At 36.1% G+C, this 24,126-nt stretch carries 18 protein-coding genes; 6 read left to right on the top strand and 12 right to left on the bottom strand.

Annotation, left to right across the window (positions count from 1 at the left end; translation table 11 throughout):
* Window positions 1-391: 391 nt before the first annotated feature.
* On the bottom strand, window positions 392-991 hold the full coding sequence (locus F6K23_RS35280) for a nitroreductase family protein (protein ID WP_293165118.1): 600 nt from the start codon (window positions 989-991) through the stop codon (window positions 392-394).
* A gap of 1,226 nt (window positions 992-2,217) precedes the next feature.
* On the opposite strand from F6K23_RS35280, the gene F6K23_RS35275 reads away from it, so the two are divergent.
* Window positions 2,218-3,066, top strand: coding sequence for a trypsin-like peptidase domain-containing protein (locus F6K23_RS35275; protein WP_367267910.1), 849 nt, complete (start codon window positions 2,218-2,220; stop codon window positions 3,064-3,066).
* 316 nt (window positions 3,067-3,382) lie between these two features.
* Here the strand turns inward: F6K23_RS35275 and F6K23_RS35270 are convergent, their stop codons facing one another.
* The 7 genes from F6K23_RS35270 to F6K23_RS35240 form a co-directional block, all read right to left on the bottom strand.
* Complete coding sequence (locus tag F6K23_RS35270; RefSeq protein ID WP_293165117.1) at window positions 3,383-4,267, bottom strand: SDR family oxidoreductase; 885 nt, start codon at window positions 4,265-4,267, stop codon at window positions 3,383-3,385.
* A 285-nt stretch (window positions 4,268-4,552) separates the two neighbouring features.
* Window positions 4,553-5,338: an exodeoxyribonuclease III gene (gene xth / locus F6K23_RS35265; RefSeq protein ID WP_293165116.1), complete on the bottom strand. Its 786-nt coding sequence runs from the start codon at window positions 5,336-5,338 to the stop codon at window positions 4,553-4,555.
* Between the two features lie 545 nt (window positions 5,339-5,883).
* Window positions 5,884-8,337, bottom strand: a complete 2,454-nt coding sequence (locus F6K23_RS35260; protein ID WP_293165115.1) for a GH116 family glycosyl hydrolase — start codon at window positions 8,335-8,337, stop codon at window positions 5,884-5,886.
* 399 nt (window positions 8,338-8,736) lie between these two features.
* Window positions 8,737-9,546 carry a carboxylesterase gene (locus F6K23_RS35255; protein WP_293165114.1) on the bottom strand — a complete coding sequence of 270 codons (810 nt, stop codon included), beginning with the start codon at window positions 9,544-9,546 and terminating at the stop codon, window positions 8,737-8,739.
* Window positions 9,547-9,578: 32 nt separating this feature from the next.
* Window positions 9,579-9,728 carry a hypothetical protein gene (locus F6K23_RS35250; protein WP_293165113.1) on the bottom strand — a complete coding sequence of 50 codons (150 nt, stop codon included), beginning with the start codon at window positions 9,726-9,728 and terminating at the stop codon, window positions 9,579-9,581.
* Between the two features lie 131 nt (window positions 9,729-9,859).
* The gene (locus F6K23_RS35245; RefSeq protein WP_293165112.1) at window positions 9,860-10,765 is read right to left on the bottom strand and encodes an alpha/beta hydrolase; all 906 of its coding nucleotides are present in this window, start codon (window positions 10,763-10,765) and stop codon (window positions 9,860-9,862) included.
* A 223-nt stretch (window positions 10,766-10,988) separates the two neighbouring features.
* Window positions 10,989-11,618 (bottom strand): hypothetical protein, encoded by a 630-nt coding sequence (locus F6K23_RS35240; RefSeq protein WP_293165111.1) that lies wholly within the window; start codon window positions 11,616-11,618, stop codon window positions 10,989-10,991.
* Window positions 11,619-11,870: 252 nt separating this feature from the next.
* On the opposite strand from F6K23_RS35240, the gene F6K23_RS35235 reads away from it, so the two are divergent.
* The 3 genes from F6K23_RS35235 (at window position 11,871) to F6K23_RS35225 (ending at window position 14,124) form a co-directional block, all read left to right on the top strand.
* Complete coding sequence (locus tag F6K23_RS35235; protein WP_293165110.1) at window positions 11,871-12,197, top strand: hypothetical protein; 327 nt, start codon at window positions 11,871-11,873, stop codon at window positions 12,195-12,197.
* Window positions 12,198-12,256: 59 nt separating this feature from the next.
* A complete protein-coding gene (locus F6K23_RS35230; RefSeq protein WP_293165109.1) occupies window positions 12,257-12,805 on the top strand; it encodes a GIY-YIG nuclease family protein in 549 nt (182 codons plus the stop codon).
* Window positions 12,806-13,179: 374 nt separating this feature from the next.
* Window positions 13,180-14,124, top strand: a complete 945-nt coding sequence (locus F6K23_RS35225) for a tetratricopeptide repeat protein (protein ID WP_293165107.1) — start codon at window positions 13,180-13,182, stop codon at window positions 14,122-14,124.
* A gap of 270 nt (window positions 14,125-14,394) precedes the next feature.
* Here F6K23_RS35225 and F6K23_RS35220 read toward each other — a convergent pair whose 3' ends face one another.
* From F6K23_RS35220 to F6K23_RS35210, 3 genes are all read right to left on the bottom strand, one after another.
* The gene (locus F6K23_RS35220) at window positions 14,395-15,507 is read right to left on the bottom strand and encodes a geranylgeranyl reductase family protein (RefSeq protein WP_293165106.1); all 1,113 of its coding nucleotides are present in this window, start codon (window positions 15,505-15,507) and stop codon (window positions 14,395-14,397) included.
* A 328-nt stretch (window positions 15,508-15,835) separates the two neighbouring features.
* Window positions 15,836-16,081, bottom strand: a complete 246-nt coding sequence (locus tag F6K23_RS35215) for a DUF4278 domain-containing protein (RefSeq protein WP_293165105.1) — start codon at window positions 16,079-16,081, stop codon at window positions 15,836-15,838.
* Between the two features lie 593 nt (window positions 16,082-16,674).
* Window positions 16,675-18,765, bottom strand: coding sequence for a transglycosylase domain-containing protein (locus tag F6K23_RS35210; protein WP_375340817.1), 2,091 nt, complete (start codon window positions 18,763-18,765; stop codon window positions 16,675-16,677).
* Window positions 18,766-19,479: 714 nt separating this feature from the next.
* On the opposite strand from F6K23_RS35210, the gene F6K23_RS35205 reads away from it, so the two are divergent.
* Both F6K23_RS35205 and F6K23_RS35200 read left to right on the top strand, forming a co-directional pair.
* On the top strand, window positions 19,480-20,109 hold the full coding sequence (locus F6K23_RS35205; protein ID WP_293165102.1) for an IS607 family transposase: 630 nt from the start codon (window positions 19,480-19,482) through the stop codon (window positions 20,107-20,109).
* On the top strand, window positions 20,066-21,145 hold the full coding sequence (locus F6K23_RS35200) for a transposase (RefSeq protein ID WP_293165101.1): 1,080 nt from the start codon (window positions 20,066-20,068) through the stop codon (window positions 21,143-21,145). The genes F6K23_RS35205 and F6K23_RS35200 overlap by 44 nt, the downstream gene beginning before the upstream one ends.
* A 558-nt stretch (window positions 21,146-21,703) precedes the next feature.
* Here F6K23_RS35200 and F6K23_RS35195 read toward each other — a convergent pair.
* Complete coding sequence (locus tag F6K23_RS35195) at window positions 21,704-23,515, bottom strand: ABC transporter ATP-binding protein (RefSeq protein WP_293165099.1); 1,812 nt, start codon at window positions 23,513-23,515, stop codon at window positions 21,704-21,706.
* Window positions 23,516-24,126: the final 611 nt, after the last annotated feature.

The following is a 24,126-nucleotide window of genomic DNA, read 5'->3' as shown; positions in this document are numbered from 1 at the left end:
TGCACTTAATATAAAGATGAGAAGTAAGCATTCAGCAGTCAGCTATCAGCTATCAGCTTTAAGTCATATCTAATATATTTCCTACTACAAAATTGCTTATATTAATAACTCAGACTTCTAGTTCTAGTGCTTCAATTTATGAGTTAAAAATGTAGTAGAAGTTCAAAGAGCAATTCCTTAATTAAAAAGCTGAACTTGAGTGCATTTTACAGGAAAAGCTGACCACTGAATGCTATAGCTGAATGCTTACGATGAGAATAGTCAGTTTAATCAGGTCTGAGCAATAATTATTAAGCGCATTGTTACAGAGAAATGGTACAATGTCCTAACTCGATTTAGTGTCCGTGGGTAAGTCCTGACTATTGCCAAATACCGATCGCTTCTTGAAAAACTAAATAAATGAAGCAGTCTGACCAAATTCTCCTGTAAATACAAAAGAATTTATAGGTTTACGACTGCGGGGAGAAAGTTCTCTCTCTCGTAAAGACTCAGGCAAAATATCGGGTTCTCCTGGATAACCAATAGCTATAGCTGCTACTGGTTCATATTCTGCTGAAATTTTATATAATTCCCGTGCTTTATCAACATGAAAACCTCCCATTTGATGAACTCTCAAACCTATTTCTGTTGCTTGAAAAGTTAAGCTGGCAACTGCTAAACCTACATCGTGAAGAGCGTGTCTATTTGGATTATTATTTCTGTCAAAAGAAAGTTTAGCAACGGATAACATTAATACAGGAGCAAGACTTGCCCAAGGTTGATTTCCTTCTACAATACAACTCAAAAGACGGTCATATTCAGTAGGGTTTTCTTTAGTGGCAACAATGAAACTCCAAGGTTGTTCATTGAAACAGGAAGGAGACCATCTTGCTGCTTCTAGAAGTGAAAGTAATACTTCTGAGGAAACCATTTTGTCAGTAAAAGCTAGAGAACTCCAACGTTGTTTTAGTAACTCGTTAATTGGATATTGATTATCTGTAGGTTTTTCCATTTTTTGAATTTTGAATAACTACTTGAGATATCTAAATAATATCAAAATTTGTTACTGCTTATTTTATCTCTAGTTGAATATTACATTTTAGAAGGAGGAAGGAAGAAGGCAGAAGTAAAGTAGTGGCGTGACCACCTAAAATTTTGCAATAGTAGGGGGGGTTCTACGTTAAATTAATGGGGGTGACAAATGATTAGATAAACCCGCCCCCGCACCAATAATAACTGAGCAAATTAACTGTTCCGGTCTAGTATTAGGGTCTGGGTTCAACGTTAAATTAATGGGGTGAAAAATGATTTAGATAAACCTGCCCCCGACCAATAATAACTGAGCAAATTAACTGTTTCGGTTTAGTATTAGGGTCGGGTTCCACGTTAAATTAATGGGGGTGACAAATGATTAGATAAACTCCCCCCCCCGCACCAATAATAACTGAGCAAATTAACTGTTCCGGTCTAGTATTAGGGTCGGGTTCGACGTTAAATAAATGGGGTTTACAAATGATGAGATAAACTCGCCCCCCCGCACCAATAATAACTGAGCAAATTAACTGTTCCGGTCTAGTATTAGGGTCGGGTTCAACGTTAAATTGATGGGTTTACAAATGATGAGATAAACTCGCCCCCCCGCACCAATAATAACTGAGCAAATTAACTGTTCCGGTCTAGTATTAGGGTCGGGTTCAACGTTAAATTAATGGGGTTTACAAATGATGAGATAAACTCGCCCCCCCGCACCAATAATAACTGAGCAAATTAACTGTTCCGGTCTAGTATTAGGGTCGGGTTCGACGTTAAATAAATGGGGTTTACAAATGATGAGATAAACTCGCCCCCCCGCACCAATAATAACTGAGCAAATTAACTGTTTCGGTCTAGTTTTGGTCTAGTATTAGGGCTGGGTTCCACGTTAAATAAATGGGGTGACAAATGATGAGATAAATTCGCCCCCCACACCAATAATAACTGAGTAAATTAACTGTTTCGGTCTAGTAGTAAGATTTAAAGGCAGTAGCTCGTCTAAACTAAAATTGTGAGTAAAACCCAAGGCTAAAATCCCCCCCAGCCTTGGAAAGGGGGGAGAGGTCTATATTTTCTAAAATTTACCCACATTTTCAAGCTAGGCGAGCTAGTAGAATGAGGCAAAATTTGGTATTAATTTTCAGGGGAAAGCTAATCTTTATATTACTAAAGAATAAAAGAATGAACGGACAGTTATAAAAATCTATTGTTTTAATTACCAGTGCTAGTGATAACTCTATAAAAGGAAATGTTATTGGTACTGGGTTTGCTTTTTATCAACAAGAAAATTATACTTATTTGCTGACTTGCGCTCATGTTGTTGAGGATGTAGGTGGAAAAGAAAATGTATTGGTAAATAATATTTCCGCAGAAGTTGTGGCAATAGGAGATACTCAGGGTTTTGATTTGGCAGTTTTGCGAGTCAAAGAACTTTTGTCTGTTCTTCCTTTAGGATTAATGATTTTACCTGAAGAGCCAGAAATAAGTTTAAAAATTTCAATTCCTGGTTATTTTCTTTGGGGTGAAAATAAGGTGCGTCGTCGCAAAACAATCAAAGGAATAATGATGGTTGAAGCTGCTGAAGAAAAGGCTTTCCAGATTATCAAAAATGTGGGAGAAGAAGTTGCTATTGGGAAGCTAAAAATAGAAGCTGGTAAATTGCAAAAAGGTTATAGTGGGGCACCTGTTGTAGATTTAGGAACAGGTTTTGTTGTGGGCATAACTACTCACATGGAGGGGAAAAATGAAGAGGAAGGAAAGGAGGGAACGGCAATATCTATTGAAGCTTTGAAGAAGATTTGGCCTGAAATGCCTCCTGATGTTTTTAACTTTTACTCGGAAAAATTTGACGTAATAACTGTAAATATAAAAGGGGAAGAAATTAATCGTCATTACCACAAAGCAACATTTTTCACTGAAGATTTGGGTAATGGTGTGATGTTGAAAATGGTGGCTATTCCTGGTGGTACTTTTATGATGGGTTCGCCAGAAAATGAAGAGGGAAGAAATTATTGGGAAAGTCCGCAACATAAAGTTACTCTGCAACCTTTTTAAATGAATGCAAGTGCGGGCATCTTGCCCGCGAGGGGTGTACCTCACCCTTGGTGGAATCTGCTGTATTGGTAGTTCTGCATAGTAATGTTAGATAGGAACAATCAATGTTTAGAGCGAGTACGGGAGCAAGATGCTCCCACTGTTGTGCAACAAAGCCAAAAATAATTACAATGCAGAACCATCGCTATTTTTTATTGTTAATATTTTCAGGGCTTACGTAAAACCAATATATCTAGGGCAAACGGCTAAATGCTTACTAAAGTCTCTCCATTCATGGAGAAATAAAGAGGTAATTCTAAATTCTAAATTCTAAATTCTAAATTCTTGAAACTCCCATTTTTCGGCGAATAAAACTTTCTACAGATTCCATTTTCATCTCAAATATTCTCTCTAAATTCTCAATTTCTTCTGGAGTGCAGAAAAATTCATTTGCCAATAATACTCTTAAAGTACCTAGACTTTTTTGTAACTCAGAATTAAACAATCCCACAGTATTTCGTAATCCATCAAATACAAATAAAGGTGGATTAATAACTATCGGTTCCCGGTTAAAAACTTTACTAAATATCTGAGAAATTTCTCCTCTAGAAATAATTTCTGGTCCACCTACAGGCAAAATTTGATTACAAGCAGATTGTACAGAAACAGAATCCACAGAAATTTTTGCCAAATCATCTGTACTAACTATTGAAGTGCGATTTTTGTCATCTCCAATAAGTAGATAAATTCCTGTATCTTTAAATCTTTCTGCCAGTGGTAATAAATTAGAAGCAAAACCAGAAGGTTGCAAAATAGTATAATTCAAACCACTCGCTTTGAGATATTTTTCTACCTCTCTTTTTGCCTTAAAAGTAGGTGAATCTTCATATCCTCTTTCTGCTCCTAAAACAGAGATAAATACAAAATGTTTAACACCAACTTTCACCGCAGAATCTATTAGTTCAATATTAGCTCGATAGTCAATTGCTTGAACATCACCCGCACCACCATGGGCACTAATAATATATTCAATTCCTTGACAAGCTTTTTCAATATCCTTGTCTATTTTTAAGTCGCCTATGAAGATTTCAGCTCCACGATTTTCTAATTCAGAATAAGAAGAATTTAGTCTGGCAAAAGCGCGGACTAATATTTCTCTTTCTCTCAATATTCTGATTATTCTTTGCCCTAAGTCTCCGGTTGCTCCTGTTACTAAAAACATAATTATTTTTTGTTGGTTATTAATAGTTCAATTGAAAAAATTATCAAATAAAAAACTTATATTATGTTTGATAGAAAAGTTATAATCAGGCTCGTAGTTGGGCTTTAGCCCTCATATAAGTATTGCTTGGGCTAAAGCCCAACTACAAACAAAAATAAGTAATTATATGTTAGCGTAGCTCCCTCGGAGGGGGCACATTATATTTAGTCTTAACTAAAGATAGTAAATGGTTTCTATAATTACCTAATTATTACTTCAATCTTCCCTTCTTCCTTCTTCCTTCCTTTAAAATTCCACAATAACTGGTGTATGGTCGCTAGGTTTTGGTAATTGTCTTGGAGACTTGTCAATTATACAACTTGTGGCTTTTTGAGAAAGGGGCAAACTCAGATAATGATGGTCAATACGCCAACCACGGTTACGGCGAAAACCTGCTGCTCTATAGTCCCACCAACTGTAGTGACCTCCTTCGCTGGTAAACTGGCGAAAAGCATCTACTAATCCCAATTTGAGAATTTCTTGTAAAGCTTGGCGTTCTGCATCGGATAATCCCACAGAATTTTTACAACCTTCTGGGTCATGAATATCTCGGTCTTCTGGGACAATATTAAAATCTCCACATATGCACAAGTTTGGTGATTTGTCAAGAACAATCTTGATATATTCTTGCAAAAGTTTCAACCAATGAAGTTTATAGTCATATTTTTCACTACCGACACTAGCACCATTAGGAACGTAAAGATTCAGAATACGGACATCATTTACTACCCCAGTAATTAACCGTTTTTGTATGTCAAAATCTCCCACTTTATCTTCACCTAAAATAGGTGCAAATCCACTACTAACATCTTGCATTGGGGAAAGACTAAAAATTGCTACACCATTATAAGATTTTTGACCAGAAATATAAGTATGATAGCCTAATTCTTCAAAAGGCGATCGCGGAAAATCTTGGTCAATAACTTTGGTTTCTTGTAAGCAGAGAATATCAACAGGATTTGTTTGTAACCATTCTATAACTTGTTGTTGACGAGTTCTAATTGAATTGACGTTCCAAGTAACTATTTTCATAATTTTAAGAAGGAAGAGGGAAGAAGGAAGAAGGAAGAAGGAAGAAGGAAAAGGGAAGAAGGAAGAAAGAAGTTATATCAAATCCGTTTTATTGAACATAAAAAAATTCTCCAATCGTCATAACTACACTCATCTTTGTAATTCTCTCTCCTCCTGACTCCTGACTCCCCCTGCTGGGAGGGGGAATAGGTAGGGACGTTGCATGCAACGTCCCTACAGGGAGGTAACCCACCCCGACTGCTCCCAGGAGGGGAAGTAAACATAATAATAATTAATTATAACTAGCTAATAATTATCAAAAAGATAATAAGGCTAGTGTTAATTACTTAATAATTGAAGTGCTGCTTAAGTATAGCATTACTTTGGGTAATTGGTATTAAAAATATCAAGGGATGGTATTCTTTTTCATAATTATTATATAGCAATCAGGTTATATCATGTCCAGATAATTAGTTATAAAAAAACTTTCTCTTTTTCCTCCTCTTTATTCTTTACTCCTTCTTTCTTCCCTCCTGACTCCTGTACGGGCGATTCGCGAATCGCCCCTACGACTCCTGACTCCTGATTTCTAAATAAATCGCCCAAATTGCCATTGCTCTGAGATAATGACTAGCTCGAAAAGTTCCATCAGCGGTAATAGCTTCTGGGGTGCGAAATTGTAGACCATTTTCATAAATTTGCCGCACCACTGCTTCAGTTATTTCCAAAGCTTTATCCTTCATTCCCATTTGCACCATAAAAGCAGCTAAACCAAAATTAATTCCCGTCCAAACTTCTAATGGATGGGTAGCATCAGGATTTTCTGGAGAACCATCAGGTAATACTCCATTAACTGCTCCAAACTTGCCATTATGAAACTTTTTAAAACAAGAATTATAGACAGTATTCAAAGCAGAAAAAGCACATTCATTAGGTACAATATCCGGCAAATTTAATAACCTAGCATAAAATTGACCGCATAATTGATCTGCCATTACCACTTCCGAATTACTATCACTATCCAAACGATAAAATTCCCCATTCCATAACTTTTCTTGATAAACAACTAATCCTTTTTCTAACCAACTTTGATAAACAGAAATTTGATTATTAATAGCATCCACAGAATTTTTATCGACTTCAGACTGAAAACCTTGAGGTGGATAATAAGGAATCTCTCTCGGATGCTCAATTAAAACTTTCCCCATAGCGATCGCCCCTTCCAAAGCAGCTAACCATAACCCTCCACAATAAGCGCTCACTCCCCGCAACTGCCAATCATCAAAAGTTTGGTCTGGCGCTCCCTCATTTTCAGGAATACCATCATTATCCTTGTCAAAAGCCTTAAGATATGCTAGTGTCTCCACCACAGCAGACCAACATTCCCAGAGAAACTCGTAATCATCTGCACCAGTCAACAGAAAATCCCGATAAACCTGCAACACAAAATCACTAGACAAATCCTTCCATTGATTGCAGTCCTGATAACTCGTATAATTAGTCTTTTCCCAAGGATGCTCATTGGGTGCCCCCAAATCATGGGGAGTTGCTCCAGCTTTTTTTCTAACTGCCGATGCTTGATTGTAACCAATAATTCTCGGTGTATCATCCGCAGTTGAAATCGCCCGTGCAAAAGCTAGCAACACCGACTTTTCCAAATCCGGCCACAACATCAACAGAGCAAAAGAACCATATAATCTTACATCCAAACTCTCATACCAACGATAATCCAAACATTCCAGTACAGCAAACTGACCTTTAGGGTCGCGATCGTCAGCAGCACTCCAGAGAGTCCCCCCACTGGTGAAGTCGTAAAGTTCGTTAAACAAAGCCATCTTAAAGCAACCAGGCAAATCTTCCCGTTGCAAAATCGGGTTTTGCCAAGTCTCAATTTTCTCGCGCCAAGTTTGATAATGTTTCATCGCAGTACGAATTATCGACCAGGCATTTTTCCCATTGCGACCATAAAAATCTGTATAACGGCGATAATATGAAACTCCAGCACTAAATTCAGTTAAAGGTAAATCCCAAGCTAAGAAAAAAGGAATTTTGCGAGTTTTCCCCGGTCTGAGAGTAAAACGAACAGATATAGCTACCCCAATTTGCTCTCCCTCTGTTGCAGGTAGTTCATTGTATTCATCTATGAGTGTGCCATCCATTGCAAAGTAGCGCCAGACTTCCTCCCCATTCCCCGCAGGATTCCAGCGTGTATGATAATTAACTTCTACAGCAGCATTCGTAAAAGTTCCGATCGCCATTTGACCTTCTCCTTCTGCGGGGCGATCGGCAATGCTCAACTGCGTCATTGTGCAACCGATACGATGGAAATCTTCTACTAATAAATTAAAGTTGTCTGTACTCTCTCCCCACCGTGGTTTGTATTCATAAACTGGACTACCATCATCTCTAACTCGTACTTGTGGTGTTTTCACAGAATTGGTAAACCAACCGATCATATTTTGCCAAGTGAACATAATACTCAGAGTGATGGGTTCATCGGTGGGGTTGTGAGCGACCCATTCAAAGATGGCAACAGGGTAACTGGTCTCTTGATAATTACCTGCCCAAATTGGGGAAAATTGTTCGCAGCTTAATTGTGCGGTAAATACATTTTCATAGACAAACCAACTACGGGGATAAAGAGCATGATAAGTGCCAGTATGTAACTCTGCTTTTTGTTTTGGATACCACTGCCAAGTTGAGAGACTGCCATCAGATGGTGGTTCGGTACATAAAGCATAAGCTTGTTTGTGGCCTTTTGTTTCTTCAAAAACGCTAAATTGACAGGCAGCTAAATTTTGATAAATGTGTTCGCCACCGTCGAGATGCCAAAGATTAAAATCGCCCCGTGGAGAGCGACCGATCGCACCTGCACCGAAACCACCAAGAGGCATTCCGTGCCAAGGTCCATCATCAAGGTTACTACTATAGCGCACTGTGTAAGGGTTGTCCCAATTGAGACCAATGGGACGATTCCAGGTATAGGGGGGAATATTAGGGGTAGGATTTTGTTTATTCATGCCCTATATTTTATTAAGTCAAAAGTCATTTATTAAGTCAAAAGTCAAAAGTAGTTGAGCTACTTCAGAATAAGTTAAGATTATTTTTTTTACGTTTAATTATATCTACCTACTTGTATCAAATCCACTTAATTAGGTATAAAAAAATGTTCCATCTTCAACTATTGCCAAATCTTTATTCTCTTCCCTCCGCACCTTCTGTAGAGGGCGAATGGCCATTCGCCCCTACGACATCTTATTACACCAATGGTACCGGATGTGATATCACTTCTGCTGTGCAACCCAGAAATTTATTTCTTGGCGGATGAAAAAGAATTACTTAAGTCATCTTAGTAGATGACTCTCGACTTGTATGCCATCTTTCTACTAAAAATCATACAATCATTCAGCAACGCCATATTATTTTATTTGATTAGCTAAGAACTGAGCGATCGCTTCTGAAACTTCTTTACTTTTAACATCAAGTGTCATAACGTGGCCAGATTCATCAAACCAAATGGCTTCAAAACTCCCCTTAACTTGTTCTTCAATCAATTTTACGACCATAGAATTAACTAAAGGATCGTTATGGGAATGAACTACTAAAGTAGGGCAAGTAATCTTAGCAAGATATTGGCGAGAATGTAAAGCTATTCTCTGAAGTACCAGAGCTGCTTTAGAGTTTTCAAATAGATAATTAGGATTATAAAAGTTGTCAGGATTTTTAGGTATTGAAATATTTATCCAACTGAGTAAACCTATTAAAATTTCAGCTCTAAGTGGTAATTGAATTGCTGGTGCTGTCACAGTGCAAGCATCCACTAAACCTTCGCTTGCCATTGTTAAAGCGATCGCTCCACCCATAGAATGTCCGAAAATTCCGACAAAATCATAGTGTTTTCTCGCTTGAATAATTTCTTGACGTACTGCCTCCAACATTATGTCTTTAGTAATCTTAGAAAACTCTCTTCTTTGTTCTATAAAAAGAGAGTAACCATGACCTGGCAAAAGAGGTGCTACGACATCAATTCCAAGTTTGAAACACGCTCTTCCTACAGGACGAACTTCATAAGGAGTAGCAGTAAAACCATGTAAACAAATTACTACTGCATTTGCTTGATTTTGTTCATTTTTATAATACCAAGGTAAAGCATCTAACCACAATTTATCTTGATATTCTAATGGTATAGCCTCAAAACCAGAAAAATAAGGCGGGTCAATTAATAGCATTTGTCTTTACCTTTTGTTGAATATTTTATGGTTTAATCTGAGACAACCCAAAAGTAAGATTTTTCCTTTTCTCCTTCTTCTTTCTTCCTTCTTCCTTCTTCCTTCTTTCTTCTTCCTTCTGCTATATAAGCATTTAGCCATAAGCAGTAAGCTCTCAGGTTTTTAATTAATAAAGCAACCATCGACTTAACTTCATAATACATTTTCAACTAATTATTGGAAATCTCTCAATTACTTTTTCCTCCTTTAAAGGTAATAAAAAAAAGCTGATAGCTGATGACTGATAGCTGAATGCTTACTCTGCTATACATAACTAATGAATAGATTCTTGACTAATACTAGAATACTTATTTACTATCTGGTCCAAGAATTCATGTAGAGTTGCTATGTAGTGATCGCTATCTACTTCTGCCAGATCATTATGTCCAGCATTTGGTATCAACAGCAGTTTTTTCGGTTCTGCTGCTGCTGCAAATAATCTTTGACTCATCGTTACAGGTACGACTTCATCTTTCATTCCATGAATAAATAAAACGGGCATTTGCAATAATTTTACTTTGTTAATAAAGTCAAATTTTTGGGTTACCAGTAAGTTGAGGGGAAATATCTGGATTCGACGTCTGTATTTAGCCATGTCTTTAATGGAAGTAAAGCAACCTTCAGCAATTAATCCTGCTGCTTGTGGTTGTTGAAGGCAAAGATTAACAGCGATCGCACCTCCGAGAGAATATCCATAAATAAAAATTTCTTCTGGTGAAAAATTTTTTTCTTGAGTTAAATAATTCCAAGCTACCAATGCATCTTCATAAACAGTAGCTTCTGTGGGAAACCGTCCTTTACTGTTACCGTACCCCCGATAGTCAATCATAAATACCGAAAATCCCAACTGATATAGTTTAGCAACCCGCTCGAGATTGTAACTATTTTTCCGAGCTGCCATGTTACCTTTAGCACCGTGTAGAAAGAGAATAACTCTAGAATTGCTATTAGTTTGAGGAATCCACCAACCAGATATTTTTTCTGTCTGTTTGTGAGAATTTGGAATTGACAACCAAACTTCTTGATATGGAAGATTAACAGTAGCAGGAGTTGCTAATACCGATGGTGCAGGTTCAAATATCAATCGGTTTTGCAACAATCTTAGCAATACAAAAGCAGAAGTGTAGATAGTTGCTAAACTTATTAATAAAAATTTCAAGAAAGTTTCAAAAATAGTCATTAGTTAAAAGTGAATTTCTGATTTACAATAGTATCAGCTATTAATAAAATAATTTTTCTAGAATTCTAGAAGTGGAATTTATCTAGATCCACTCCAAATTTTCGATATTATAATTTTGCCATAAACATAAATTTGATTGCTGCCCAGATAACGGGGGAAAAGTTATAGAGCCAGAAAAATCAAAACTGATTTTCAACTGTTTACTTTCTGCACAGCCTAATAACTAAGACTTGATTATTTTCTGTAGTTGTTTAACTGCACGAATTAGACGAATAAAATATGGCCTAACTAGATCTCGATTTAAGTCTTGTAACCTATTTATTTGTGCTTGTAGTTCCTCGATTTTATTGGACATATAAGCATTATTTGTTGATTGTAAATTATCTCCTAAATGCTGGTGTAAATCTGTAGTTAAATCTTTTAATGATTGTAATTCCTCATCAATATCTGAAAATTTAGTATTGATTGTTTCCCAGTCTTCTTTGGTAATTGTATTGAATTCAAAATCTGATTGATTTTGAGAGAAACTTATGGGAGATTCTGGAGTTAATTCAGTAATTTTTTCTGGTATTTTATCCGGATACCCATCGACGGAATCAATATCTATTCTTAGTTCTTCTACCTCATTGTTAATATGTTTTTGTATTTTTTCCTCAAATCTTTTTCTATTAATTGAATTCAATACCAATGCTAATGTTATTGGGGGTGCAACAAACGAAATTTTTTCCAGTACCAATGCCAAACCTGAACCAAAAATTGAAGCCACTACAGCAGTATATTCTGCTATTTGTAGCCAATGAGGCTGACTTTGGGGATTATTTGAAACTGTTGATGATGTTTCTGTGTCTTCCATAAATCAAGATCCCCATTGAATATGTTAGGTTTTATAGTGTAATAGTAGAACATACAATATTTAGGTAAAAATTGTATCATAAATTATTAGATAAAATTGTCTTTTAACAAATCTTTATATTTCTTCAAAAGTAGTTGAGTTGAATCAAACAAATAGTAATATAAGTAAAGGCTATTTCCTGTTTGGTAGTAAGAAGCAATACTATCTCAACAGCCATAGCCAAATTTGATGAATATGGAAAAGGAAAAAAAAGTGGGTATAAAAATCATTGAAAGCTTTGAAAGTAGTTTTACGTTAGAAAAAGATGCTCAACAAATGTTATTCAAATTATTAACAAGTGAAAATTTTCTTCAACAAATTACTTCACAATTACCAGTGAAAAAATTAGAATTTACTGAATTAATATTTCAACCAATTCCCTACAGTAAAGAAACACCTAAAGGAATGGCAAAAGAATTTGAGCAGTATCACGAATCCAGTGACTATATTATCATTAACGTTCCACCCAACTTTATGTTTAAAGCTAAAATATTTCAACCAAGCCGTCTCTGCGCCATCTATAAAATCACCAGAGATTAATCAACTTTTATCAATTCCGAATTAATTAACATTACCCTGGAACAGGAAAATATAAAACAATGACTAATACCGAAATTAAAATACCAGAACTGTCAGAATTAGAATATTTACCTTATATTAATTCTCAAGGAAAATTACCAATTTCTTTACAAGGTAAAATAGGTGTTTATGGAATTTTTGATCATGATAAAAAATTACTATTTGTAGGTTATTCTCGTGATATATATCAGAGTATTAAACAACACTTAGTCCGTCAACCTCATAGTTGCTATTGGCTAAAAGTACAAACTATTGAACGTCCGAATCGTACTATATTAGAAGGTATAAAAACTGCTTGGATTAATGAAAATGGCTCTTTACCTATAGGTAATGATGCCGCAGAAGCAAAGTGGAACCAGCCAATAGATGCTAAACAAGAAATGACAGAAGCAGAAGCAATACAATATCACGACCCATTAATTGATGAAGTTGCTAAAGAAAAACTCTTAAAAAATATATCTAGGCGAGTTGAAGCTAATATTTTAGAAATATTAAAAACTAGAGGTTTAGAAGAAAATATTCGCTTTAATCCCAAGCTAAAAACCAGCGGTTTATTAGATTTGAAATAATTGATACTATTGGGATGAATATTTGCTGTAAAGTAAGCATTCAGCAGTCAGCTATCAGCTATCAGCTATTAACTCATTGTAAGTATTCAGCTCTTAGCTTTTTAATCAATGAAGCAAGCATTCGTTTAACTTCTATTACATTTTTAATCAGAGAATGAACCACAAGAACGATGAGTTTGAGTTTAATTGATACAATTCTACGGTGGGAAATGTAGATGTTTCTCAAGAGCTGATAGCTAACTGCTGTTTGCGCAGCATTCCGCAGGAAATGCTAAATGCTTACAAAAAATCTATATTGCTTCATAAGTAAAAATCTTTGAATCTCAAGATCATAATGATTAAAGCTATTTATTTCTTCTTCCTTGAAAAATGAAATGGATGGACGAATAAAAATTTCCCCAGATGATTATCAGAGCTGGTACAATCTGGGAGTAAATTTTAGTAAATTGGGGAAGCATCAACAGGCTATTACTGCTTTCGATCAGGCAATAAAAATTAAACCAGATTACTATGAAGCCTGGAATAATCGAGGTAATTCCTTGAAATTAATAGGTAGATTCCAGTCAGCTTTAAATAACTTTAATCGTGCGATAGAGATTCAACCAAATTCTCATTTAGTTTGGTATAACCGAGGTAATTTACTTAATAATTTAGAACAATATCGAGAAGCGATAACTTCTTTTGAGAGAGCAATAAAAATCAAACCAGATCTATATCAAGCTTGGTACAATGCTGGAAATACTTGGAGTAGTTTAGGACGTTATCAAGAAGCAGTTGAAAATTACAAACAAGCAATAAAAATTAAACCAAGTTTATACCAAGGTTGGTTTAATCAAGGCAAGGCATTATTTGAATTAGGAAGGTATCAGGAAGCCTTGAATTCTTTTGAACAAGTCATCAAACTTAAGCCTAATAATTATATAGCTTGGAATTTTCAAGGAAAAACTTTGTTTTATTTGGGGAATACTAAAAGAGAAATTATTAGTTATGAGAAAGCAATAGATATTAAAGTAGACTATCAGGAAGCTTGGAATAATTTAGGTCAAGCTTTATCCAATTTAGGAAATTGGGTTGAGGCGATCGCTTGTTTTGACCAAGCCATAAAAATTCAGTCAGATTATTCTTTGGCTTACTATAATAAAGCTCGTTGTTATGCTTTACAGGATAAGCTATATTTAGCTATTGAAAATTTAGAACAAGCAATTAATTTAGGTGCTGGTCAACCATATCGAGAGATGGCAGAAACTGATGCTGATTTTTTTAAAATTAGCTCAAATCCTAAATTTAAAGCTTTAATTAAAGATGATTTAATTTATTAATTAGGGTTTGCGCTTCACTAGTCTTTTAGTAGGGGTAGGAGACAGGAGACAGGAGACAGGAGACAGGAGAAATAGGAATGAGCGAGGAGGTAGGAGTAAGAATTGTAAGAATGATTTTTCTGCCCAACTCTTACCTAAAATACTAAATTTAGGATTTACGCAGATTTACCTTGAAAACGCCATATGTAGGGGCGAATGGCATTGACTAACGTCAAGCTCCGCTAACGCCTTCACTAAATTTAGTATCCGTGCGTAAATCCTGATAAATTTTCATCTTTGCCAAAGTCGTCGTAAAGCAGAACCTACTACATCTGAATAACGCAATTCTCCAGACAAAATTTTAGTCATAATAGTAGTAGCGCGAGGTCGTTTTACACCTACTTGATAACCAATATGTGAAAAGTGAGAAAATCCTTGGGCTAAACGTTGTGCCCAAACCATATCTTTACCCCATTCTTCATTAATTATTTGGGTGTATTTTTCTAAAGCAAATAAATCCCCATTTAGAGAATTATGAATTGCTTTTGCTGCTTTAATTCCTGTAAATATAGAAGGGCGAATTCCTTCAGCAGTAAAAGGGTCAACAATACAAGCTGCTTCTCCTGCTAAAACAGCATTTTGTGTATGTAATTTTTGATTGCCATTCCACAAACATAAAGGATGACCAAATTTCTGAATATTTTGAATATCTACTTCAAACAGAGTGGCATATTCTGTTAATAAAGCTCCAAAATTTTGACCGTGTTTTCGCCAAAATGTACCTACTCCTATTGAGTATCCATCAGCTTTAGGAAAGTTCCAAACATAGCCATTATTTAACATTCCAAACTCAAAATAAGCACTATCAATTTGCTGATTTTTAATTGGTACTTCTATTTCCATAGCACCACCAGCAAAACGTTTACGATTGTTAAAACCCAACCATTTTGCCATGGAACCTTTAGCACCATCAGCAGCAATTAAATAGCGAGAAGTAAATGATTGATTATTGGTATTAACTTGCCAGTTATTATTCTTAAATTCTATGCCTATAACTTTAGTTTTATCTCTAATTTCTGCTCCCTGTTTTTGCGCTTGCTGAACGATAAAATAATCAAAAACTTCTCGGCGTACCATCCAAATAGGTTCTTGATTTTTTAGGTTAACTTCCACTAAATCGCCCTTTTTCCAAGTATAACGAATGGAATTTATTTTCAGAGAAATAGCTGGTGTAAAATCAAAATCAAACCACTGTTGAACAATAGGAGAAACTCCACCTCCACAGGGTTTATATCGAGGTAAAGATTCTTTTTCTAAGACTAATACAGAACGTCCGTTTTTTGCTAGATGATATGCGGCACTTGCTCCTGCTGGTCCGGAGCCAACTATGATACAATCAAACATTATAATTAAGGAAGAAAATAAGCATTCAGCCGTCAGCTATCAGCTTATCATCCATTGCTTTTAGTGCGCGATCAAAGCTTGACTTAAACCCCGCCTTAAGAGGCGGGGTCTTATTGCTGAGAGTGACAGCTAATAGCTGAATGCTTACGGAAGAAGAAAAAAGAAATATTATCTTTAGTTAGAGTAACATGGAGCAGTATAGTTTAGGAATGAGCTGGGAAATTGAAAAATTCTAAGTTTTAGAGAAAATTTTGCCCCCATGATACTTTTTGGAGTCTGTTTTATTTAATTCCTATTATTTGTCCCTTGATGATGCAACGGCTGTAAGTTAGGCTTCCATTCTTTTTAAAGTACCAGCTTTCTCAGAAACAGGGGAAACAGAATCAGTATTAGGTTTAACATTGTATTTCACCCCACGATAGGTCAAATTATAGTGGGGTTGCATAGCGGGTGCGTTCTTGACCTTACTGAACCGAAATTCTACACCGCGATACTTGCCTGTTGCTACACTAGGAACTACTTCAACACTAGTGGGATTATATTCATAACTAATGCCACGATAAATAAGTTTCATCAAATTTGCCTCTTAAAGTTTTCCTTCTGAATAATTAATACTAAATCTCAGTTTAGCTAGACTACAAATAAGTCAACTAAAATCTATATACATATATCAAGCTTTTGTAAACTCAGATGTATGCTATATAGAATTATATTTATTATGACTCTAATGATAATCTCAGAAAAAAACAGAAGCAATAGGAAATTAAAATTTTCATCAGATCTTCATAAAACTAGGCTATTACTCTGAGAATTTACTGATATCCATGCTAGGAATAGGGATGAAATTTTAGTATTGTCAGGAAGTTTTATGCAATGTCCCTAATGCTTCAACTTATACCGTCAACGGTTACTCATCCATAGGTATTTACAGTTGAATCAACTCCACTTCTCAAATTAATTGAAGCTTTTCCATCTTGGTCTGTTTGGGAGAAGGCTAGGTAAAATAAAGGATTTTCGCCTAATCTATGTTTAGTATTCTATGTCATCAAACCACCAAACTCACCACCCATCGAGTAATCCATCTTGAGGACGCTACAAACCAGGAAATCAGTGTCTTCATCAAATCTTCATAAAACTCGGCCACTATTCTCAAAGAACAAGCAAAATCTAATAATTGCTATCATCATAATCTCTATCATTCACATCCCTACCATCGGGTCCAATTTGACCATATCTAATCCATTCTGGTTCTACAGGTTTAGCTTCAATAGTAGGTTCGCGGTCGTAAAAACTGGGTTTGTCAGGAAAATCTTTAACAGGTATATCCTCAACTATCTGTTTCATAAACTGTCGCCAATTAAAAGCTGCTGTACTACTGACACCCCAGGTTGGTTTGTTATCATCATTTCCTAACCATATTCCCGTTGCCACTTGTGGAATATAACCAATAAACCACAAATCTCGTGCATCCTCAGTTGTACCCGTTTTGCCAGCTACAGGTCGATCGTACAAATAAGCATTAGCACCACTACCATATCTAACTACATTTTCTAACATCCAGGTAACTATTGCAGCACTGCCGCGGTCTAAAACCTGCTTTGGTTGAGCATAAGCTTCATAAACAACTTGACCATTTTGATTAATTATTCTTTTAATTCCGTGAGCACCGATAAATTTACCCTCTGCTGCCAAAGTAGCATAAGCATTTGTTAACTCTAATAAATTTACTTCCCAAGTACCCAACGCCATAGAATATGTAGCCTTGACCTCAGATTTAATTCCCATATCCTCAGCTAATTTCATCACAGGTTCAAATCCCACATCCATCAATACCTGTACCGCTACAACATTCACAGAATAAGCCAAAGAATCAATCATCGATCGCCACCCAGCATACTTTTTACCATAATTTTTTGGCTTATAACCATCTACTGTAAACGGTACATCTCGATAACCATCAGTGGGAGGAAAACCAGCAGCAACTGCAGCTGCATAAACAAAACTTTTAAATGTTGAACCTGGTTGACGTTGTGCTTGGATAGCGCGGTTAAATTCGCTCTCGGCAAAATCTCGACCTCCTACCAATGCTTTAACTTCTCCAGTGCTAGTTTCAATAGCGACTAATGCTGCTTGATCAAATCTTTGGCGAACACCATCAATATCTACAGCTTCTTGAATTACCTGTTCCCCTATTTCTTGCCAATTGCGATCCAATGTTGTTTCTATTGTCAAACCACCTGCATCTATGACTTCTTGAGAAACATATTTCGGTAACTCTTTCTGGATATAGTTGGCAAAATATGGAGCTTCTACTATCAGACGTTTCGGTGCACTGGGTTGTACTTCCATTGGTTTAGCGATCGCTATTTCAGCTCTCTGTTGAGAAATCAAACCTGCTTTTTGCATTACTCCCAACACGATATTTCGACGATTTTTAGCTGCTTCTGGACTTACTAAGGGTGAAAATTCACTGGGTGCTGGTGGCAAACCTGCTAAAGTTGCCATTTCTGCTAAAGTTAGTCCTGAAACTGGTTTGCTAAAGTACACCCAGGCAGCATCAGTGACTCCATAAGCACCGGAACCGAGATAGACTATATTCAGATATAGCTCTAGAATTTCTTCTTTGGATAACTCCCGCTCCAATTTCCAAGCTAGCATTGCTTCTCGGAGTTTACGCCAGATAGTTTGTTCCATATCTAGGAAAACCATCCGCGCTAACTGTTGTGTGATACTACTACCTCCTTGCACAACATCTCTGGCAATTAAGTTGGAAATAAGTGCTCGAATAACTCCCCGATAATCAACTCCTGTATGTTGATAAAAGCGTCTGTCTTCAATAGCAATAAAAGCTTGAACTAAGGGAGCAGGAATATCTTCTAATTTGATTTTTTCTCTAGTAGCAGGTCCTGTTTGTTGAATGATTTTACCATCGGCGGCTTTTATTGTTAAAGTGCCGTCTCTACTATAGGAAGAAATATCGGCAATATCTGGTAAACTTTGCTCTAATTTCAGCCAAGTTATTCCACCATAAATAATAATACTACCTATTCCGGCACCACCTAATCCTAACCAAAATTTACGACTACCAAAAATTTCTTTTATCTTAACTATTCTGGCAATTTTCTCTACAACCAACTTTGTGCTTTTGATGCTGTTTTTTCCACTACTACCTTGAGAGATATTATCTATTTTTTCCGGTTTTTTTGGGTTGTCAACTTTTGGTGCTTGTAAGGGAGATTGAAATTTTTTACTCAACATTTTTGATACAGAGTGTAAATTATTATTTTTGCTAATTTTAGGCTCTGTATATTGAGATTTTTTAATAATATCTTGCTCTGTTTCTGATAATATTTCTTTTGTATTTTTAGATTTTCTATCTTTCACTTTACCCTCTTATACCAATTTGATAAATGTTTGCTAGAAATACACACGGTTGTTTCTAGTAGTCAGTAGGAGCGAATGGCCATTTGCTAAAGCAAAGCTCCGCTTTATATGTTGCGGAGCAAAACGCCCCTACATTAGCCAGTAGGAATGGCTTCAATATCATTTTTTAGGGTCAAGCAATTTCTTTTTCTCAAATATCAATCTGACTTCCAGCATTTTAGTTAACCCAATTATTGATAACATTATTTTTTTAAATTGGTATTATAAACGTTGTACATAAATATAGTCATATATATAGGACTTACGCAAAGGCACTACATATAGTAGATAAAAACTATAGCACTATGGTATATATTGTGTTTTTGTCGGAAAAATGCGTAAGCCCTGATATAGTCAAACAATGCCAAATGTCTTCGTGAATTTGTACAAAAGAGCTACTAAATATTTAACAAAATTTAATAATTCTCGACCTGATGTTTAATGGTATTATCAGGTAGGCTAATAATTCAAGAGCAACAATAGTTAACTAAAAACCTTGTCAAACCTTTTTAAAACTGCTAATATATAGTTAGTAAATTTTAATAAGGTATGAAAAAGTATGTCACGCCGAAAGAGGCAGCAGCATATTACGGTGTCAACATCAGCACTCTCAGACGATGGGATAATGAAGGAAAGCTTGACAGCATCAGAACTCCAGGGAACCAGCGACGATTCTGCATTGATGAAGAACATCCCAAAAGTAAGCCAGTTGTCGCTTATGCAAGAGTCTCTAGTCATGGACAACGAGATGACCTTGACCGACAAATTGAGTTTTTACGCGCAAAGTACCCCAACGCTGAACTTGTTTGTGAGATTGGAAGTGGACTCAATTTTAAACGGCGTAAATTCCTCAAAATATTGGAACGAATATGTGCAAGTGATATCTCAACACTTGTCGTCGCTTACGCCGATAGAGCAGTTCGATTTGGATTCCCACTTATTGAATGGTTATGTCAGCAAAATGGGGTCAAGCTCCTGGTTCTCAACCAGAGAAACTTATCTCCAGAGGCAGAACTCGTTGAAGATATCTTGTCCATCCTCCATTGCTTTAGTGCAAGGCTTTACGGACTCAGAAAATACCAAAAGCAAGTCAGTAAAGCGATTCAAGACAAAACCTCGGAACCAGACCCGGAAGTTGACACCAAACAGTGTCAGGAAGCTCAGGGTATTTCCATCTAACAAACTGCATAAAGTCTGGAAACGTTGGATTAGTGCTTATCGTTGGATATACAATTGGACGATTGCCCAACTCAGAGACGGCAGCAAAGCAAGTGCTTACGATTTGCAAAAGTTAGCTCGCGATGCCGAAGGTCCAGATTGGGTTAAAGAATTGCCTGGACATCAATTACAAGAAGCAGTCGCTGATGCAGTAGATGGTCACAAACAAGCTATAGCTAATGGTGGTATAGCAAAGTTTAAATCTTGCCGTCAACCGTCTCAAGTAATCAAGTTCAAAGTTGATAACTACAAGAAAAACCACTGGTATCCTACCAAGGTGAAGGGGTTGACCTATCGTTCACCAGAAGGTTTTCCTGCTGAATGTAGTTATGGTACTCAATTGGTTTTTGAGCGTGGAAAATGGTATGGGATTTTTCCAGAATATAAGCAACCCTATCCCACAAAGCAATCAAAAGTTATTGCTCTTGACCCTGGAGTGCGTACTTTGATCACTGGATATGATGGGGAAAAAATTGTGGAATTTGGCCATGGAGATATGGGGAAAATTCAGAGGCTGTGTTCTCACCTAGATAATTTAATGAGTCGCATTGACTTAAGCGTGGCTAAACGTCAACGACGAGCAATGCGTAAAGCAAGTTATCGTATTAGGAAAAAAATTCAAAGTCTAGTTAAGGATTTACACAATAAAGTTGCACAGTTTTTAGTAAAAGAATACAAAGTTATCTTTTTGCCTACTTTTTCTACATCTGAAATGGTAGTCAAGTCTAGTCGCAAACTAAATAAACGCACAGCTCGAAATATGCTCTCATGGAGCCATTATAAATTTCAGCAGCATTTAATTCAGATGGCTAATAGGCATAATGTTTTAGTAGTATTGTGTAATGAATCCTATACTTCAAAAACTTGTCCTGAATGCGGTCATGTTCACAAGCAATTAGGTGGAAATAAAAAGTTTCATTGCCCGAAATGTGGCTATAGTGCCCATAGGGATTGGAACGGCGCTCGTAATATTATGCTACGAGCTTTGCAGGACTAGGCGAACAGCCATCACTTTAACTGGTGATGCTATACAGATTCAAGGTGAATAGCTTTGAGTAGGTTAAATGTTGCACTTAATCACCATGAAAGGATTAATCGATTAGGTGCGTGAACGGCTCTATAAATATAATGAAAAAAGTAGTCCCAAATGTCTTTGACTATGGGATAGAGAAGCTAGTGCGCCCTTGCGGGTCCCCCGACTTGAAGCAACTGGCGTGGTGTTGTAGTGCCTCCTCCGGAGGAGCTACGCTAACACCCAGTCAGGGTAACACTTGCAAAATGAAGATATGTCATATTTGACTATATTTTTATGAACTATTATATCAAGTTTCATTACTATTACAGGACTTACGCAGAGACTCTACATATAGATAGAGCGAATACCATTTGCCCCAACATATGGTGGTTTAAAAGTCAATTTGCGTAAGTCCTGTATTAATATAATTGCGCTCTTTCTAAAACCTTAACTCTGAATTATTTTAGTAAGCATTCAACTATTGCTTTTTTCTCCTTTAAAAATAATAAAGCTGATAGCTGATAACTGATAGCTGAATGCTTATTTATCTTCAGATAATTGTAGTCCGTAGAGATAAGCATATCTTCCCTCTTTAGCAATTAATTCTGCATGAGTTCCCATTTCCACAATCTCGCCTTTTTCCAGAACTACAATTAAATCGACATCACAAATAGTTGACAGTCGATGAGCAATAACTAAGCTAGTACGTCCTTGAAAAAGATTATTTACAGACTCTTGAATTAATTTTTCTGACTCAGAATCTAAAGCTGAAGTTGCTTCATCTAAAATGACAATTTGGGGATTTTTTAACAAAACTCGGGCGATCGCTATTCTTTGTCTCTGTCCTCCTGATAACTTCACTCCTTGCTCGCCAATAATAGAATTATAACCATCAGGAAAACTCATAATAAAGTTATGAGCATTGGCCGCTTTTGCTGCTGCTTCAATTTCTTCATCTGTCGCATCTAGTTTACCGTAAACAATATTATCTCGTACCGTACCGTAGAGCAGTAATGTCTCTTGAGGAACAATACCAATATGCGATCGCAATGAATTTAAACTTACATCTCTTAGGTCTTGTCCATCAATTAAAATTCGCCCTTTTTTCGGGTCATAAAAACGTGCTGCTATTTTAGCAATTGTGCTTTTTCCAGCACCGGAAGAACCAACTAAAGCTACTGACATTCCTGGTTTAATATCTAAGTTGAAATTCTCAATAACTAATTCCCTATCTTGATAACCAAATCCCACTTCTTCAAATTTGATATTTCCCTGGATAGAGGTTAAATCAATAGCATTTTCCTTATCAGTAACTTCCAGTTTAGTATCTAGAACTGAAAAAATATTTTGAGCTGATACAGTTGCTTTTTGAATCATACCTATTAACCCATTAAAGCGACTAATTGGTTTATTTAGGAGGGTGACATAACTCAAAATAGCTGTTAATTCTCCAATAGTCAAACTACCGACCATTACTCCCCAAGAAGCAAAAACTAATGCAATGACATTACCTAGTTTATTCAGGGTATTAATTACAGGTGTAGATATAGCTAAAAACCGAGTTGCCTGGAGATTTTTCTCCATATAATTATTACTATATTCACTAAATCGGTCAATTTCATACTGCTCGTTACCAAAAGATTTAATGATTGTAATATTCGATATAGTGTCTTGTAAATGATTGCTAATTATCTCTCTTGCTCGATTCGTATCTTGGAATATTTTTTTGAGTCTTTTCTGAGTAAACTGTAAAAGATAAATTATCAAAGGCCAAGTCAGAGCGATCGCTATTGCTAGAAGCCAATTACTGATTAATAAATAAATAAAAACGACAATAAAAGCAAAACTATCAATTAGAATTGCGATTAAATTAGAGTTAAGTAATTGCCCGACTATTTCTACATCTCTTCCCAATCGTAATATTAATTCCCCAGTACGTTGATTTTCAAAATAACTAATGGATAAGAATTGAAGATGTTGATATAGCTTGATGCGAATACTTTTAATTGTGTTTTCTCCAAAGATTTTTATCGCATACAATTGCAAAAAAGATAATATACCTCCTACTAAACTCATCAATAGGATAAGTGCTGCTACCCAAGGCAGCATATTGAATTGTTTTTCAGGAATAATTACATCAATAACATAGCGATTAATTTGTGGAATAAAGAAAGTAACAAATGAGCCAAAAATTGTTAATGATATGCCCAATAAAAATGGTGTTTTATGTGGTAAACCATAGCTAGATAGGCGCAGGTATAAATTCTGGGATTCTACTTTTTCCTCTGATTTATCTGATTTTTCCGGTTCAATCTGAGTATGATTTTTGTCAATAGTATCAGATTTTGTCATGTCTCAAGCTAATAGGGTAAAGTTACTATTCTTATTTTACACTCCCTATATAGATAATAGTTCAAAGGTTGCTAGTGAGGGGGGGGTGGGTTTAGGTAAATTAATGCCATGTATCAAGATTCTGGAAAAAGCTCGCTCCTACAAAATTTCCCATTGATAACTGATAACTGAAAAGGGGTGAATTTAGATAAATCACTGCTAATGTATCAAAATTTCTGAAAAAACCTGCCCCTACCAGTTTACTGAATAATTAGGAAAACGGTTCGCTTTTATAAAATGTATCGCTGTCTGAGCTATTACTGGAATTTCTATCCAGACTATTTTTTCTCTCAAAAATGGTAACGGTATTTGTCCGGGAGAAACTTTCGTTTTGGGAACTTTTCTCAATATTCCTCTCAATATTCTCTTTCCCCAATCATTTTTCATCGCACCATTTCATATAGTTTTTCAGTTTTTAATTTTATTTTTGTTTTTTCAGGAACACTTACCGAAAAATTGGGTTTAAAGCCTCGCCCTTGTAGGGCGACTTTTTATTTTATGGGCAAGTGAATTGAATATGTGGTACAGTGTTATTAGTTGCCGGGGGGCACTCGGAAACTCGTGCGCGGATG

Source organism: Okeania sp. SIO2C9 (assembly GCF_010672455.1).
Classification (GTDB): domain Bacteria; phylum Cyanobacteriota; class Cyanobacteriia; order Cyanobacteriales; family Microcoleaceae; genus Okeania.
Note: the sequence above shows the minus strand (reverse complement) of the source record. Positions and strands in the feature narration are given on the sequence as shown.